Here is a 15,057-nt window from a genome sequence, read left to right on the forward strand (position 1 = left end):
ATTGGCGGGGGAGTGCTGGCTTCCTACAACGTCGCCAGATAGTCGGTGAACTCCTTGCCCCGCTCAAAGGCAAACGTGCTTTCCTGAGCAGCAACATCACTTATCAGATCCACCCGGAAGTTTCGAAAGTCCTCCCGCATCTCACACCAGCCTGTCAGCAACCAGGAGCTCTCAAAGGCAGTGAGGTCCAGAGGACGAACGCAGCGCTGTGATGTGTCTCCGGAAAGCGAGGTGTATGTGAACCCGACGAAGGTCCGGTCATGGATAGCAGAGCGCAGCACAGTCATCTGATCGCCGGACTTGGTATCAGTCTTCGCCTTCACAGTAAGAAGTGGCCTGTCGACGCTCTCAGGGCTTTCCTGATGGGCTCCGCTGATCTTGCCCAGCGCACGCTCCGCTGCGAGCCGGAGCGGCGTATCACCTCGTGCAGTGACCATCCGCAGACCCAGCACCACCGCGTCCATCTCATCCCGGTCAAAAGCGAGGGGAGGGAGGAAGTAGCCATCTTCCACCTGATAGCCCAGCCCGCCTTCACCGCGGATCGGGGCGCCCATGGATTGCAGTGTAGCAATATCCCGATAGATCGTGCGCACAGATGTGCCGAACCGCTCTGCGATCAGCTCAGCAGAAACAGGCCGTGTCCGACCACGCATGAAATCCAGAATTTGAAACAGCCTGACACTGCGCATGAATGCCCCTGACAGAAAATGTCACTGGCCTATCTTAGTGTGCGGCTCGCACTAAAGAAACACGGGCACCTACAAAATGCTTTTAAAACAAAACTCCACCGCATCCGTCATGGGCTTCGCACGGTACTCCAGGAAACCGGAGATCGAGCCTGCCGAACTGGTCGCCGCAGCACGCAACTGGCAGAAGTCCTTTCTGGCCAAACAGGATGGCATTCTCATGCACGCCTTTGTCGGCAATCTGGCCGGAGAGTTTGCGGATGTAATCCTGGCGAGCGACGCGGCAGCCTTTGCCAGCATGTCCCAAAACTTCAGAGGTGACGAAAGCGCCAGAACCTTTCACAGCATGCTGGATGAAAGCACTATCAAGCTCACTCAGATCCGATTGCTCGACAACGCCTTTCAGGTGCCAACCGGCTTTTCCTCCATCGAGATCGGTAAACTCGCGTTAAGTGGCGTTGACGGAGAAGAGGAAATGCTGGCCTCTGCGGCTCAGCTCAAGAGCAACTACCTCTCCCGCTTCCCGGAGGCGAAAGCCCACGTGATGGGACACATCAACGGCGATAACTATGCCGAGGTTGCTTTTGCCGAGAACATTGGTGCGGGCAGACAGATTTGCTACGGATATCTGCAGGATGAAAGCGGCCAGAACTTCCTCAAGCACTTCGATCAAACCAGTTTCGATCTCGATTTCTGGTTCGTGCTTGCGTGATCTCTTCACCGCAGGAAGGCTCCCTCACCAGAGGGAGCTTTCACTTTGAGGCGATTACTCCTCGTAAATCATCTTCCGGGTCATACCGCCATCGATGGTCAGCGTCTGACCTGTCATGAACCCGGCCTCACTCAGATAAAGCACTGCCTCTGCAATGTCTGCTGGGCGACCAACCCGTCCAACCGGATGCTGCGCATGATCCCGTTCACTCAGATCAGCTCCATCGGAGATCCATCCCGGCGCAATCGCATTCACCCGCACCTTGGGACCAAGCGACATCGCCAAAGCCTGCGTCAGTGAAAGGATACCGCCCTTTGCAGCCGCATAGATGAAATCACCGGGCTCAGACATGAAAGCGCGGGTAGACGCCATGTTCACGATGCTCGACCCTTCTGGCATCAGCGGCAAAGCCCGGCGGCTCATCAGAAAAGTCGCTGTCAGATAGCTGTCCAGCGTTGAACGCCAGTCATCCATGGTCGCTTCCTTCAGCCCCAACTGCAGACTGGTAGCATGACCGCCATTGTTGACCAGCAAGTCCAGCTGCGGCCATCCAAGTGAGCTGAACGCCTCATCAACCGCACTCTCATCGCTGATATCACAGAGCACATCCATAGCGCCGGAGCTGCCCTCTTTAAGATCAAAGCTCGCCACTTCCCAACCCTTCTTAAGAAGCGCTGCGCAGATACCAGTCCCAATCAACCCCGCGCCACCGGTAACAATTGCTCGTTTCATAACGATGACCCCTTATCTCAACTCACTCAGCATACGCGCCAAGCTCTAAAGCGAAAGCCTGAACGTTCCGTTCTAAACCTCCGTTCCATGCAGGACATTCAGCAGTTGCGCATGAGAGTCAGCACGTGTGCCTGAAGAAACTGCCGGGCTGCCAAATTTCCCGGAAGTTTCTGCCGACTTCAGCACGGATCCACCATCAGAAGCCTTGGTTTTCTGCGGGTTCTAATGGCATGTAACTTGCATCTTTGATCACCAGTTATTGCTTACTCAATGAGTTTCAGATCAAATGATGAATCCAATTAATTCTGCTGCACCTACTCCAACACTGATGAACACGACCCGGCAAAGTCAGGAAGCAAAACAGCCTGAAAAGCCAATGCCGGAAATCACGATGGACTTCAGCGAAACCCGTATCCTGAAACACTTCTTTGCACCTCGCACGCCGAAGGAAGAAGCAGCCCACGCCGAAGTTAAAAGCGCCATTCTGGAACTTCAGGAATACGAGCGTTACCTGAAAGATTTCGAAAAAATCGTCGACCCGGAAACCAAACGCGCCTTCAAGGACGACCCTGCCGGAGCCGTCTCCGAAATTGTCTCCGACAGCCCGGGCACTGGCGGCTCCTACCAACAATACGGCGACCTGCAACTGCGTGTAGAGTTGACGATTTAACCGACTGACGAATTCTCTCCATCGGAGCATCTGGTCCAATGACAGATCCTGCCAGTTTCCTGTTTCCCAAAGCGTTGATTGCACCTAATGCAAGTCAACAGGTTGCTGCTAAGGCACAACCAGCCGATGCCAATGAAACACGCAGTTTTCTTGAGCTGGCGAATACAGAGATGGAGAGATTTTACACGAAAGGTGCGCCCATCAAGCTATCCGAGAATTCAGCATCAGTTGAGATGATCGACGTTCAGCGACTGCTCCTGCAAACTCAGGAGATTTGGCAAAAGCATTTCGGATAGACAGCTGTAAGCAGATAACAATCTAATCCTCACGGATGCTCTTTGCGTGGCTTTAATCTCATTGCCTTGTAGAAGAACCAGATCACCTGCGCTCCCAGCAGAAATGCAAAAACTTTCATGAGTGCAAACGGGTAGAGAGACAGCGCAAGTAGGTCCGCAAAAATGTTTCTGCGGTTTAACGTTTTCAGGCCTGTTTCGCTCGCTGCCTGAAGAGAATAACCAAAGCCATCAAACTGGAAGAAGACACCCAGATGTTCCAGTTTGCTCGCAGATGTTGGACGGTGATGACCGCTGCACGCATCAGCGACGTCAGCCGATTGAGTTCTGCCCAGTGGTTTTCCGTTGAATGTGTACTGCAGGTAACCGGCATCTGTTGGCCAGTTGGAGCCGCAATCGACAAGCCGCTGATTTGGAAAGACCTTAAAAGCTCCGGTCGCTCTTTGATATTCCAAAAAGAAGCCGGAGATGAAACCACGCTTGCGATGATAGATCTGCACACGATTCCACATTGGCAGGCGGGTCACGATGAAATCACCATCAACGGACAGCTGGCTATCCGAAATGAGCGGCAGATCAACATGGGTCAACTTACTCCCACCATGAAAGTAGGAAATGCCAGCAATGAGCATGGCGAGCATCACAGAAAGAATAGAGTAGACTATGAAGAAGCGCGTGAGCTTGTTTGAGAGCAACTGATTTAGATCGCCGGATGTCATCATATCACTCTGCAAGCCGCGCCTGTTTTCAGGCTGACCTGACTACCCTTCTATCAGCTCTCGGATAGGCCGGAAAGAGCAGCGGTGGAGGGGGGTGACACCATGGGCGGCGAGGGCTTCCTGATGCTGTTTGGTGCCGTAGCCTTTGTGCTTGGCAAAGCCGTACTCCGGGAAGTACTTGTCCATCTTCACCATCAGCCGATCTCGCGTCACCTTGGCAACAATGGAGGCTGCAGAGATGGCGAGACAGCGACCATCACCCTTGATCATCGCTTGCCCTTCCTGAGGCAGATGATGTGGTACATCCTTGCCATCAATAAAGAACCGTTTGACCGGAACGGAAAGAGAGCGTGCGCAGGTGCGCATACCTTGCAGCGTTGCCTCACGAATGTTCAGGCGATCAATGGTCTGCGCACTTTGCACGCACACACTCACATCAGCCACCTCAAGGATCTGCTCAAAAAGCTCTTCGCGCTTGGCTTCTGTCAGCTTTTTGGAATCGTTCAATCCCTCTGGCAGATTGTCGTAATCAAGGCTGGCGGCAGCCACCACCACAGGGCCAGCCCATGGTCCGCGTCCGGCCTCGTCAATGCCAGCAAAGCGCCCTTGCAAGTCTTGCTCAACAGAGCGCTCAAAGCGCAGGTCCGGTGCATCAGGAAAGGCGATATCAAAGAGGGAATTTGCAAAATACGACATGCTCCTCTTTGCCACGCAGACCGGTCGCTTTCAACCGCAACAACAAGCCTCATCTACAGCAATGAGAGCTGCACACCACCGCAGGTCGGTTTGATGAAGTGATCGCAGGAGAGCTTGAGGGATCGGGAGGATAATCCCTTGCTCTTGCAGGCCAGCTGAAACCGCTTCGCCAACTGATCTGCATAAGGCCCTTTGCCCTTGAAACGCTGTGTCCACTGCGCATCGTAATCCTTGCCATCACGCATGGACCGCAGCAGGCTGAGCACACGGCGATAGCTGCCCGGAGCTTCCCGCAAAAGCCATTCCTTGAACAGCTCAGAAACCTCACGCGGCAGGCGCAGCAAAATGTAGCTGGCCTCCGTTGCCCCATGCTCCTTGCAGATCTCCAGAATGCTCTCCAGCTCATGATCTGTCAGACCGGGAATAATCGGTGCTGCCAACACAGCAGTTGGAATACCCGCATCAGACAGCGCTTTGATTGCTTGCAAACGTCGCGTTGGCGTAGACGCACGCGGCTCAAGACTGCGGGCAATCTTCCGGTCCAGTGTCGTCACTGAAATCGCGACCTTGGCCAGATTACGCTCAGCCATCTCCGCAAGGATATCGATATCCCGCATCACCAGAGCAGACTTGGTGACAATGGTCACCGGATGCCCGGTCTTGTTCAGCACTTCCAGAATACCGCGCATGATTTTCTGGGTGCGCTCAATTGGTTGATACGGATCTGTGTTGGTGCCAATGGCGATTGGCTTAGGCTGATAGGAAGGTGCACCCAGCTCTCGCTCCAACACCTGCGCCGCATTCGGCTTGGCAAACAAGCGGCTTTCAAAGTCCAGCCCCGGCGAAAGCCCCATATAAGCATGAGTTGGCCGTGCAAAGCAGTAGATGCAGCCATGCTCACAGCCGCGATAGGGATTGATGGAACGGTCAAAAGGCAGGTCCGGCGAGGTGTTCTTGGTGATCACATGCCGCGCAGCTTCTGTCTGAACCTCGGTCTTGATCGGCGGAAGTTCATCAATTGTTCCCCAGCCATCATCCATCAGTTCCCGGCTTTCTGCCTCAAACCGCCCAGCCTTGTTGGAATGCGCAGCCCGTCCACGGCCTGTCATGTTGACTGGCAAAGCAGAACTCAGCGGATCTGTCGCGTCTGCCTCGACCCTGTGATTTTGTGCAGTTGACATGGGGCGTGCACTTTCATCTTCTTATGAGAACATAAGTGGAACATTGCTCAAAATATCTGGATTTGCAAGCCTTTACTTTCCCATACTCTGGCAAATCACTGTAAGCTGTTGGAATGATTAGCGCACTTATTCTCAGCAAGAACAGCGAGCACCAACTGGTGCACACCTTGTCCGCTCTGGTCCCGGCCTCGGCAGAAGGCATCCTGAAAGAAGTCGTCATCGCAGACGAAGGCTCCACCGATGGAACCGAGGTCGTAGCTGATGCCTCCGGCGCGCACTTCATCGATGCCAGCGCTGATCCTGCGTCTGCTCTAGCAGAAGGGGCAAAGAAATGCGCACGGTCCAACTGGGTGCTGCTGATCCGCCCCGGCGCAATCCTGCAAACCGGCTGGCAAACAGAAGCAGCTGCCTTCATCGAGCGGGCCGAACGGGTCCGTACCGGGGACAACTTGATCGCGGTGTTCCCAAGCCGGACAGAGGAGTTCGGCACCGCGGCGCAAGTCAGGCAGAAGCTGATCAACGCCATGCATCGTGTGCTCAAGTCGTCCGCACATGCTCTGCCCATGCTCGTACACAAAGAGCACCTGCAAAAAGTGCTGAAGGGGAGCTCCGCCAAAACTCGGCAACAGCAAATCCAAAAAATCTTGAGGGCTAGCCGGGTCCATTGGTTGAACGGTACAGTGGTCTTTCAAAACAGCACGAGGTAACCCGGTACCAGCTCGGAGGTCTTATGGATTGGAACCAGCATCTGAACCAATACTGCGAAAGAACCTCCGCCGCCTTCTGGTCTGAGCCGCTCAATGCCATCAGCAATGCGGCATTTATCATTGCCGCTCTGTTCGCCCTTCAAATCTGGCTTAAAGCACGTAGCAACGCAAAAAATACGCAAGTAACGCAAACCAACGCACAAGATAACGCAGCGCTGGTTCTCATCGCTTTACTGGCCATCATCGGCATCGGGTCTTTCCTGTTCCACACCTTCGCAACCCTCTGGTCTATGCTCGCTGATGTGATCCCGATCGCGATCTTCATGCTGGTGTATTTTTATCTGGCCACACGGCGCTACATGGGTGCCAACCTATTGATATCACTGGGTGCAACACTGCTCTTCTTTGGGGCAATGGCATTCGGCCCAAGATTGGTGGAAGGCATCATTGGCCCCACTGCTGGTTACTTCCCAGCCCTCGTTGCCATCCTGCTTTTTGCAGGCCTCACCCGCAGCAAAAACCGGCAGACATCCAACGCATTGCTGCTGGCAGGCATCGTCTTCGCAATATCCATGGGATTCCGGATTCTGGACGAGCCAATCTGCTCAATTTTGCCAGTTGGGACACATTCCTTGTGGCATATTTTGAATGCTACCGTTTTGTTTATTCTAATTCGCGCATTTATACGCTTTAAGACGTACTTAGACGGTGCAGAATCTTAGGCAATGGTCTAGGTTTTGCCAAACTGCGACATCTGAACCGGAAGTCATAATGATTCCCGGTGGCGAGCCGCTCATTCACTAGGTCAGGCAAGAATAGACGATGACGGACAAAAAACGCCCTACCTCCGGCGAACTCGATGAACAAGCGCTCTTTTACCACGAGTATCCGCGCGCGGGTAAATTGGAAATTCAGGCAACTAAGCCATTGGGAAACCAGCGAGATTTGGCGCTTGCCTACTCTCCGGGCGTAGCTGCTCCGTGTTTGGAAATCCATAAGGACGAGTCAAAAGCAGCCGACTACACCGCACGGCAAAACCTCGTTGGGGTGATCTCAAACGGCACAGCAGTACTGGGTCTGGGCTCGATTGGTCCTCTGGCATCCAAGCCGGTGATGGAAGGTAAAGCCGTCCTCTTCAAAAAATTCGCAGGCATCGATGTATTCGACATCGAGGTTGATGAAACCAACGTTGATAAGTTCGTAGATGCAGTTGGCGTTCTGGAGCCAACCTTCGGCGGTATCAACCTGGAAGACATCAAGGCGCCTGAGTGTTTCCAGATCGAGAAACGCCTGCGTGAAAAGATGAATATCCCGGTCTTCCATGATGACCAGCACGGCACAGCGATCATCGTTGCAGCTGCTGTTCGCAACGGCATGGAACTGGCCGGCAAGAAACTGGATGAGATCAAGGTCGTCGCTTCTGGCGCAGGCGCAGCCGCGCTGGCATGTCTCAATCTGCTCGTATCTTCTGGCGTAAAGCGCGAGAACATCTGGGTTTCCGACATCGAAGGCGTTGTCTATGAAGGCCGCGAAGCCCTTATGGATGAATGGAAATCCGTCTTCGCGCAGAAAACAGACAAGCGCACACTCGATGATATCATCGAAGATGCCGACGTCTTCATCGGCCTGTCCGCAGCTGGTGTTCTGAAGCCGGAGATGGTCGCCAAGATGGCGAAGCGCCCTCTGGTGATGGGTCTTGCCAACCCGAACCCGGAAATCATGCCGGAAGATGCGCTTGCTGTTCGTGACGATGTTGTCATGTGCACAGGCCGTTCCGACTACCCGAACCAGGTGAATAACGTCCTTTGCTTCCCTTACATCTTCCGTGGCGCACTGGATGTTGGCGCAACCGCCATCAACGAAGAAATGAAGCTGGCCGCAGTGGAAGCAATTGCAGGTCTGGCACGGGAAGAACCAACCGATGTGGTTGCCAAAGCCTACGGCGGCGTCACCCACACATTCGGCCCGAATTACCTCATCCCATCCCCGTTCGATAACCGCCTGATCCTGCGCATTGCACCAGCTGTTGCAAAAGCTGCCATGGACACTGGCGTCGCAACCCGCCCGATCGAAGATCTCGATGCCTACATGGACAAGCTGAACCGCTTCGTGTTCCGCTCCGGCATGGTGATGAAGCCAATCATCGCGCAGGCAAAAGCTGACAAACAGCGCGTTATCTACGCTGATGGTGAAGACGAGCGCGTTCTGCGCGCCGCTCAGGTGGTGATCGAAGAAGGACTGGCAACCCCGATCCTGATTGGTCGTCCGCAGGTTCTGGAAAATCGCTGTGAGCGTTTCGGCCTCCGCATTCGTCCGGGAACAGATTTTGAGTTCGTGAACCCGGAAGACGATCCACGCTACCGCTCCTACGTTGATACACTGGTGCAACTGGTTGGCCGTAAAGGCGTAACCCCGGAAGCTGCCAGAACCATCGTGCGTACCAACACCACCGTGATTGGTGCATTAGCGTTGCATAGGGAAGAAGCTGACGCGCTCATCACTGGCCTTGAAGGCCGCTTCGATAAGCACCTGCGCGACATCAATAACATCATTGGATGTTCTGATGGCATCAGAGATTTCTCCACGCTCTCTCTGCTGATCAACACCAGCGGTGCATACTTCCTGGCTGACACTTACGTCACAGAATGCCCATCCGCTGAAGAGATCGCTGAGATCACTCATCTGGCGTCCGAGCAGATCAAGCGCTTTGGTATCACCCCACGCGTTGCACTGCTCTCACACTCCAACTTCGGCTCCCGTCCGTCCGAGACTTCCAACAAAATGCGGGAAGCCCTGCAGATGGTCTGGAAGCAAATGCCTGATCTGGAAGCAGAAGGTGAGATGCACGGTGATGCTGCACTGAAGCCGGAAATCCTGAAACGCTATATGCCAGATGCGCATATCTCTGGTCCTGCAAACCTGCTGGTTTTCCCAACACTGGACGCTTCAAACATTGCACTGAACCTGATCAAGGCAATGACAGATGCACTCCATGTTGGTCCAATTTTGCTGGGCGCGAAGAAAACCGCGCACATCATCACACCATCCGTGACCTCACGCGGCATCGTAAATATGACAGCGCTTTCAGCAGTTGATGCGCAATGTCGTAAGGAAAATGCTGGGGTTTGCCTGGCACCGCATAGCTAAAACAACTCCTTCGGCGGGCAGTGGTTAATATGCCCGCCGAAGTTTTGTCAGCTTGATAATACCTTCCCTATACGGCATGCTATCTGCATTGATGCTGCTTGATATTACGGGGAGGGTAATATGAGCTTTTCAGAAGCGACCGGGCGTCGCATTGATCGCCTGTTAGGCGAGTATGGCGAAAGCCACCAAAATCATAAAAACAAAGCAATTCACTGGATCTGTGTGCCGATCATTTTCTGGACGGTCACAGCATTGTTGTGGTCTGTCCCAACACCAATCGGATTTTCAAACATCTCACCATGGCTGAACTGGTGCACGATCGGCTTGGGGCTGTCGATCATCTACTACCTGTCGCTGTCCATCACACTAGCCATTGGCATGGCTGTGTTCTCAGCGTTGATGGTCTGGATCAACATGACCTATCAGCAGTTTGGGCTTGGGATCCCACTCTGGCAGACGGCATTGGCAGTGTTTGTGATTGCTTGGATCGGCCAGTTTATCGGTCACCATATTGAGGGGAAAAAGCCATCCTTCTTCAAGGACTTGCAGTTCCTGTTGGTCGGACCTGCTTGGCTGATGCATTTCATTTATAAAAAAGTTGGCATCCCGTACTGAGGGACAAAATAAAAACGCTGCTTTTAAGGCAGCGTTTTTTCTGGGTTGATGTAAACATCACCAATTTCGCGGGTATCCATCCGCTGAAGGGCAGGGTGTGCAAGCGGGTCAGCACAGTATGGTTTGGAGCCAGCTGGGGCTTTGGATTTACGCTGGGACTTTCCGCGCAACAGATCTTTTAAAAGATTTTTCATTGTCATTTCCTTTGTGACTTTATGGAGCGACAATGCGTCAATTGCGTTGCAAGTGCTATCTGGAATAACTAAACCCCGGTTTAGGTTTACTGCTCGGAACTGTTCTCGATGAAAAATCTCAATCAGGTCAGCCTCGCCGGCCTCCGCGTTGTGGAAGCTGTTGGACGCCTGGGATCCCTTAAAAATGCTGCAGAAGAGCTGGGTATCACGTCCGGTGCTGTCAGCCAGCAACTGCACAAAACCGAGCACCAGCTAGGCCGTCCGCTGTTTACACGAGAGCCCGGCGGACTGAAACTCACCAGCCTCGGCACAGAAATCTGCCGCGAACTCACATTAGGTCTGAAGCAGATCTCTGAGGCTGTCGCTCTGGCAGACCGAGACAGAGAAGAAAGTCTGTTCCTGTCGGTTGCACCGCTTCTCGCCGAAAAGTGGCTCGTCTGGCGCCTGAGCAGCTTCATGAAGGCCAACCCGGACATCAACCTCCGGCTGGATGCCAACGACCAGCTCGTCAATCTCAACCATTCCGACGTTGATGCCTGCGTCCGCGTTCATAAACGCGCACCAGATGACGTCTACTCCGAACGCCTCTGCGAACACTTCATCTATCCGGTTTGCTCTCCTGAAGTAGCTGAACGCCTTAAAGAGCCCAAAGACTTGCTTAATGAAGTGATCATTCGCGACTACAACTCTTATTATCGCTGGAGCGACTGGCTCGCTCCCTTCGGCTTGAAGGAAAGCCAGCTGCCGAAAGGCCATGGCTTCTCCAACGCCTCCTTGTGCATGGATGCCGCCATCGCCGGTCACGGTGTCTTTCTGGGCTGGGATACGCTGGTCGCCAATGCCGTGAAGCAAGGCCAGCTCAGGATCCCGTTTGATCACCGCTGCTCAACCGGCCGGTCCTACTGGTTCATTTGCAGGGAAGGGGCACTTCGCAGCCCAAGCGTTAGAAAGCTGCGGGACTGGCTTAAAGAAGAGATCGAGCAAACGGCCGTTGAGTACGACAAAGCCGTCAGAACATAGCCTATAAAAAAGCCCGGCAACTCAACTGAGTTCCGGGCTTTTCAATGTCTTATGAAGTATGCTTAGCCAGCGATCTTAGAGAAATCTGCAACCTGATGAACGGCGGCACGGATTTCTGAAAGGATCTTCAGGCGGTTCTCACGAACCTCAGGCTTCTCAGCATTCACATGGATGTTGTCGAAGAAGCCGTCAACCGGACCGCGCAGCTTGGCAAGCGCAGCCATCGCGCCGGAGAAGTCAGCTGTATCCAGCAGAGGCTTGATTTCAACCAGAACGCTATCCAGCGCTGCAGCAAGGTCTTTTTCTGCCTGCTCTTCCAGCAGAGCAGCGTCAGGCTTGCCTTCAAAAGTCTTGCCGTCTTTCTTCTCTTCCGCACGCAGAATGTTAGCCGCACGCTTGTAACCAGCCAGAAGGTTCGCACCATCTTCGCTGCCCAGCAGCCCAGCCAGAGCTTCCGCCTGCTTAACAATCAGCGCAATATCGTCCTGACCACCACGTGCCAGCACAGCGTCGATCAGATCGTGACGCACACCCTTGTCCTTCAGAACCACCTTCATGCGGTCCGCAAAGAAGTCGAGCAGATCATCAATCAGGCCGGATTCCAGAGAAGTCTCAGGGATCTTGTCGGAAACGTTCGCCAAAACAACATCAGCAGCTTTGGAAACCATAGAGAAGATGTCTTTGACAACGCCTTCGCCGGTTTTGCCTTTGCCGATAAATGGAAGATCGGAAAGCGCACTCTCACCACGAGCAGCAGCAATGTCCGCCAGATTACGACGCAGGCTCTGAACCAGCACATCACGCAGTGGGAGACGAAGATCGTTTTCCAGCACAAGACGGATAACACCCAGAGCAGCACGGCGCAGTGCAAACGGATCTTTGGAGCCGGTTGGCTTTTCATCGATCGCCCAGAAACCAGCCAGAATGTCCAGCTTGTCGGCCAGAGCGACAGCAATGGAAACTGGCGATGTTGGAACATCATCAGAAGCGCCTGCTGGCTTGTAATGGTCTTCAATCGCCTGTGCAACAGCAGCATCTTCGCCCTGTGCTTCAGCGTAGTAACGACCCATCAGACCCTGCAGTTCAGGGAACTCGAAGACCATTGCGGAAACAAGGTCAGCCTTTGCAAGACGCGCTGCACGCTTGGTCTGCTCAATGTCAGCGCCAACAAGTGGAGCGATCTCAGCAGCAAGGCGCTCAAGACGATCAACGCGAGCAGCAACACTGCCCAGCTTCTCGTGGAATACGATGTCCTGAAGTTTGGAAACGTTGCTTTCCAACTTGGTCTTCAGATCAGTTTCCCAGAAGAACTTCGCATCGGACAGACGAGCGGAAACAACCTTCTCGTTACCGGCGATGATCTTGGTACCACCGTCTTTCGCAACAATGTTGGCAGTCAGCGCAAACTTGTTGGAGAGGTTGGAGGTTGCCGGATCACGCAGAACGAAGTTCTTCTGGTTCACCTTAATGGTGAGCTGGATCACTTCGTCAGGCAGCTGAAGGAAGCTCTCGTCGTAAGAACCGATGAGAACAGTCGGCCACTCGTTAAGGCCAGCCACTTCTTCAAGAAGGCCAGCATCTTCAACCAGTTCAAGGCCAAGTGCCATCGCAGCGTTTTTCGCGTCTGCATCAATGATGTCTTTACGGCGGTCCGCATCCAGCACAACTTTGGCGGCTTCCAGCTTGGACATATAGTCTTCCAGGCGGCGCACTTCGATTGCCTCAGGTGCCATAAAGCGGTGACCGTAAGTGGTCTGACCGGATGTGATGCCATCAACTTCAAACGGAATGACTTCCGGCTCTTCGGTCTCAGGACCAAAGGTGCAAACGATGGAATGCAGCGGACGCACCCAGCGCAGGGTGCCGGAGCCCCAACGCTGAGACTTAGGCCAAGGGAAGTTGCGAATGATGTCAGGCATCACATCAGCAACGATGTCCTCGGTCTTACGGCCAGGCTTTTCGATAACAGCGACGTAAAAATCACCCTTCTTAGGGTCATTGTGAACTTCAGCTTCTTCGATAGAAGAAAGACCTGCGCCGCGCAGGAAACCAGCCAGTGCTTTTTCAGGCGCGCCAACGCGCGGGCCTTTACGCTCTTCACGAGTTGCTTTGGAGCCAGCAGGCAAGCCGGCAATGTGCAGGGCCAGGCGGCGAGGAGTGGCATAAGCCTTCGCGCCTTCATAGGTCACACCTGCTTCAACAAGAGCATTGGTCAGGAGGGATTTCAAATCCTCAGCCGCACGACGCTGCATGCGGGCAGGAATTTCCTCGCTAAAGAGTTCGAGGAGAAGATCTGGCATTGGTGAACGACGCCTTTAACTGGTCAATCAATCGCAAATTTCTAGAGTGCGTAGTGCCTAGCAATACTAAAGGGCATTGTCACCCCCAATAGCCAGTGCACCATGGGAATTGAGCAAAAAACTGCAGAGGAGGACCACCCATCAACAGGGGTGTGTACAGCTCCCTGCTGCCAAAGGCGAATTAAGTTGGAAAGAGCGTATGGGTATACGTTGAGTTTTCAATGAGTTGAAAACAGATAGTACTTATGTATGTGGAGTTAATAGTGGAATGATGCCGAAGAAAATAGGGATGCTTTGAAGCAAATTGCGTTGTAACCTTGATGAACTTTGAGAGAAAAACAGTGGGTGTGGGTATGAGTGAAATGTTGATTAAGGAGATACGTTTCAGAAATAGTGAAGATCTGACTTGTCGAGTTCTCCCACCTGATGTGGTCAACGCAGAAGGAATGTTGTCACGAGAAGAGCGTAGTCTTCTCTACTTATTAGCGCGAGATCACTATCGTGGAGATGGAGTGCTGATTGACGGCGGGAGTTTTTTGGGCTCTTCAACAGTTTCACTGGCTCATGGTATTCGGGACAATACACATTCTCAAAATGATATGAGCGTGTTCCGTTGCAAACCCATTCAAGCTTTCGAAATTGGTTTTCTTCCCCGTCTCAAGAACGGTAAGGAGAAGTTTAAAGAATGGGGAGCCTTCAAGTATCGGTTTGGTGACTCTTTCATACCAAGGCTCGAGCAAAACATCGAAAACTACTCAGATCTAATTGATCTTCATGTTGGTGACCTGGTTGACTTCAAGTTCCCTGCAACTCCCATTGAAATCTGCTTCATTGACGTTGGTAAGTCGGTGCAACTAGATGAGTATGTGAATAAGAATTTCTTGGCTAATCTAATTCCAGGTAAGTCAATTTTAGTCAATCAGGATTTTTATTTCGACCGGTTGCCTTGGATAAAAGTAACGATGGGATATCTGAAAGATTACTTTGAGTGGATCGGGCAGGTTAGAACGTCTGTGGTCTATAAGAATACAAAAAAAATACAACAAGAAGTACTGTTATATAATCCCTTCCGTGATGGTACACTAGATGAGTGTATAGCGTATCATGACAGCCATGTGTTTCCCGATGATCAAAGCCCTATAACCTTATCGCGTTTAGCTTTATCTAGAGCACTTCTGATTGCGTTGAAATCTACAAAAGAGTTGGCTCTAGCAGACCTCAAGGATTTTGAGAGGATACATGCAAATGTGCTCTCAGACGGGAAGCATGGAGACGACGCAAGAATGCGCTATGAAAGAACTGTACGGCAGATCTCCAATGGAATGATCCTCAAACAGTGGGGGTATTATCCGTCTTCAGAGTTCCAACCCGCTTAGTAACCAAGG

The 15,057-nt window shown here is 52.8% G+C and carries 16 protein-coding genes; 9 read left to right on the forward strand and 7 right to left on the reverse strand.

Annotated features, from left to right (window positions below):
* Positions 1-23: 23 nt before the first annotated feature.
* Positions 24-689, reverse strand: coding sequence for a YafY family protein (locus PSE_RS07745; RefSeq protein WP_014284346.1), 666 nt, complete (start codon positions 687-689; stop codon positions 24-26).
* Between the two features lie 76 nt (positions 690-765).
* Between PSE_RS07745 and PSE_RS07750 the strand changes: the two genes are divergently transcribed.
* Complete coding sequence (locus tag PSE_RS07750; RefSeq protein ID WP_014284347.1) at positions 766-1,398, forward strand: hypothetical protein; 633 nt, start codon at positions 766-768, stop codon at positions 1,396-1,398.
* Positions 1,399-1,452: 54 nt separating this feature from the next.
* On the opposite strand, the gene PSE_RS07755 is transcribed toward PSE_RS07750, so the two are convergent.
* Positions 1,453-2,130, reverse strand: coding sequence for an SDR family NAD(P)-dependent oxidoreductase (locus PSE_RS07755; RefSeq protein WP_014284348.1), 678 nt, complete (start codon positions 2,128-2,130; stop codon positions 1,453-1,455).
* A 286-nt stretch (positions 2,131-2,416) separates the two neighbouring features.
* Here PSE_RS07755 and PSE_RS07760 point away from each other — a divergent pair, with 286 nt between their 5' ends.
* The gene (locus PSE_RS07760) at positions 2,417-2,800 is read left to right on the forward strand and encodes a hypothetical protein (protein WP_041768136.1); all 384 of its coding nucleotides are present in this window, start codon (positions 2,417-2,419) and stop codon (positions 2,798-2,800) included.
* Between the two features lie 38 nt (positions 2,801-2,838).
* Positions 2,839-3,096: a hypothetical protein gene (locus tag PSE_RS07765; RefSeq protein WP_014284350.1), complete on the forward strand. Its 258-nt coding sequence runs from the start codon at positions 2,839-2,841 to the stop codon at positions 3,094-3,096.
* 29 nt (positions 3,097-3,125) lie between these two features.
* Here PSE_RS07765 and PSE_RS07770 read toward each other — a convergent pair whose 3' ends face one another.
* The 3 genes from PSE_RS07770 to PSE_RS07780 are packed head-to-tail and all read right to left on the reverse strand — an operon-like array spanning position 3,126 to position 5,689.
* A complete protein-coding gene (locus PSE_RS07770; RefSeq protein ID WP_014284351.1) occupies positions 3,126-3,815 on the reverse strand; it encodes a hypothetical protein in 690 nt (229 codons plus the stop codon).
* A 39-nt stretch (positions 3,816-3,854) separates the two neighbouring features.
* Entirely contained in the window at positions 3,855-4,508 is a 654-nt protein-coding gene (locus PSE_RS07775) for a ribonuclease HII (protein ID WP_014284352.1), read from the reverse strand.
* A gap of 53 nt (positions 4,509-4,561) precedes the next feature.
* Positions 4,562-5,689, reverse strand: coding sequence for a PA0069 family radical SAM protein (locus PSE_RS07780; RefSeq protein WP_014284353.1), 1,128 nt, complete (start codon positions 5,687-5,689; stop codon positions 4,562-4,564).
* Between the two features lie 113 nt (positions 5,690-5,802).
* Here PSE_RS07780 and PSE_RS07785 point away from each other — a divergent pair, with 113 nt between their 5' ends.
* The 4 genes from PSE_RS07785 to PSE_RS07800 all read left to right on the forward strand — a co-directional run bounded on the left by PSE_RS07785 (position 5,803) and on the right by PSE_RS07800 (position 10,158).
* Complete coding sequence (locus PSE_RS07785) at positions 5,803-6,396, forward strand: glycosyltransferase (RefSeq protein WP_014284354.1); 594 nt, start codon at positions 5,803-5,805, stop codon at positions 6,394-6,396.
* Positions 6,397-6,419: 23 nt separating this feature from the next.
* Complete coding sequence (locus PSE_RS07790; RefSeq protein WP_014284355.1) at positions 6,420-7,118, forward strand: ceramidase domain-containing protein; 699 nt, start codon at positions 6,420-6,422, stop codon at positions 7,116-7,118.
* 100 nt (positions 7,119-7,218) lie between these two features.
* On the forward strand, positions 7,219-9,543 hold the full coding sequence (locus PSE_RS07795) for an NADP-dependent malic enzyme (protein ID WP_008549927.1): 2,325 nt from the start codon (positions 7,219-7,221) through the stop codon (positions 9,541-9,543).
* 120 nt (positions 9,544-9,663) lie between these two features.
* On the forward strand, positions 9,664-10,158 hold the full coding sequence (locus PSE_RS07800) for a DUF962 domain-containing protein (RefSeq protein WP_008549640.1): 495 nt from the start codon (positions 9,664-9,666) through the stop codon (positions 10,156-10,158).
* Positions 10,159-10,181: 23 nt separating this feature from the next.
* On the opposite strand, the gene PSE_RS27295 is transcribed toward PSE_RS07800, so the two are convergent.
* On the reverse strand, positions 10,182-10,352 hold the full coding sequence (locus PSE_RS27295) for a hypothetical protein (protein WP_008549495.1): 171 nt from the start codon (positions 10,350-10,352) through the stop codon (positions 10,182-10,184).
* Between the two features lie 108 nt (positions 10,353-10,460).
* On the opposite strand from PSE_RS27295, the gene PSE_RS07805 reads away from it, so the two are divergent.
* Positions 10,461-11,372 carry a LysR substrate-binding domain-containing protein gene (locus tag PSE_RS07805; protein WP_014284357.1) on the forward strand — a complete coding sequence of 304 codons (912 nt, stop codon included), beginning with the start codon at positions 10,461-10,463 and terminating at the stop codon, positions 11,370-11,372.
* A gap of 62 nt (positions 11,373-11,434) precedes the next feature.
* Here the strand turns inward: PSE_RS07805 and glyS are convergent, their stop codons facing one another.
* Complete coding sequence (glyS, locus tag PSE_RS07810) at positions 11,435-13,672, reverse strand: glycine--tRNA ligase subunit beta (protein ID WP_014284358.1); 2,238 nt, start codon at positions 13,670-13,672, stop codon at positions 11,435-11,437.
* Between the two features lie 353 nt (positions 13,673-14,025).
* Here glyS and PSE_RS07815 point away from each other — a divergent pair, with 353 nt between their 5' ends.
* Positions 14,026-15,048 carry a hypothetical protein gene (locus tag PSE_RS07815; protein WP_148266109.1) on the forward strand — a complete coding sequence of 341 codons (1,023 nt, stop codon included), beginning with the start codon at positions 14,026-14,028 and terminating at the stop codon, positions 15,046-15,048.
* Positions 15,049-15,057: the final 9 nt, after the last annotated feature.

Origin of the sequence: Pseudovibrio sp. FO-BEG1, assembly GCF_000236645.1 — a bacterium.
GTDB lineage: Bacteria > Pseudomonadota > Alphaproteobacteria > Rhizobiales > Stappiaceae > Pseudovibrio.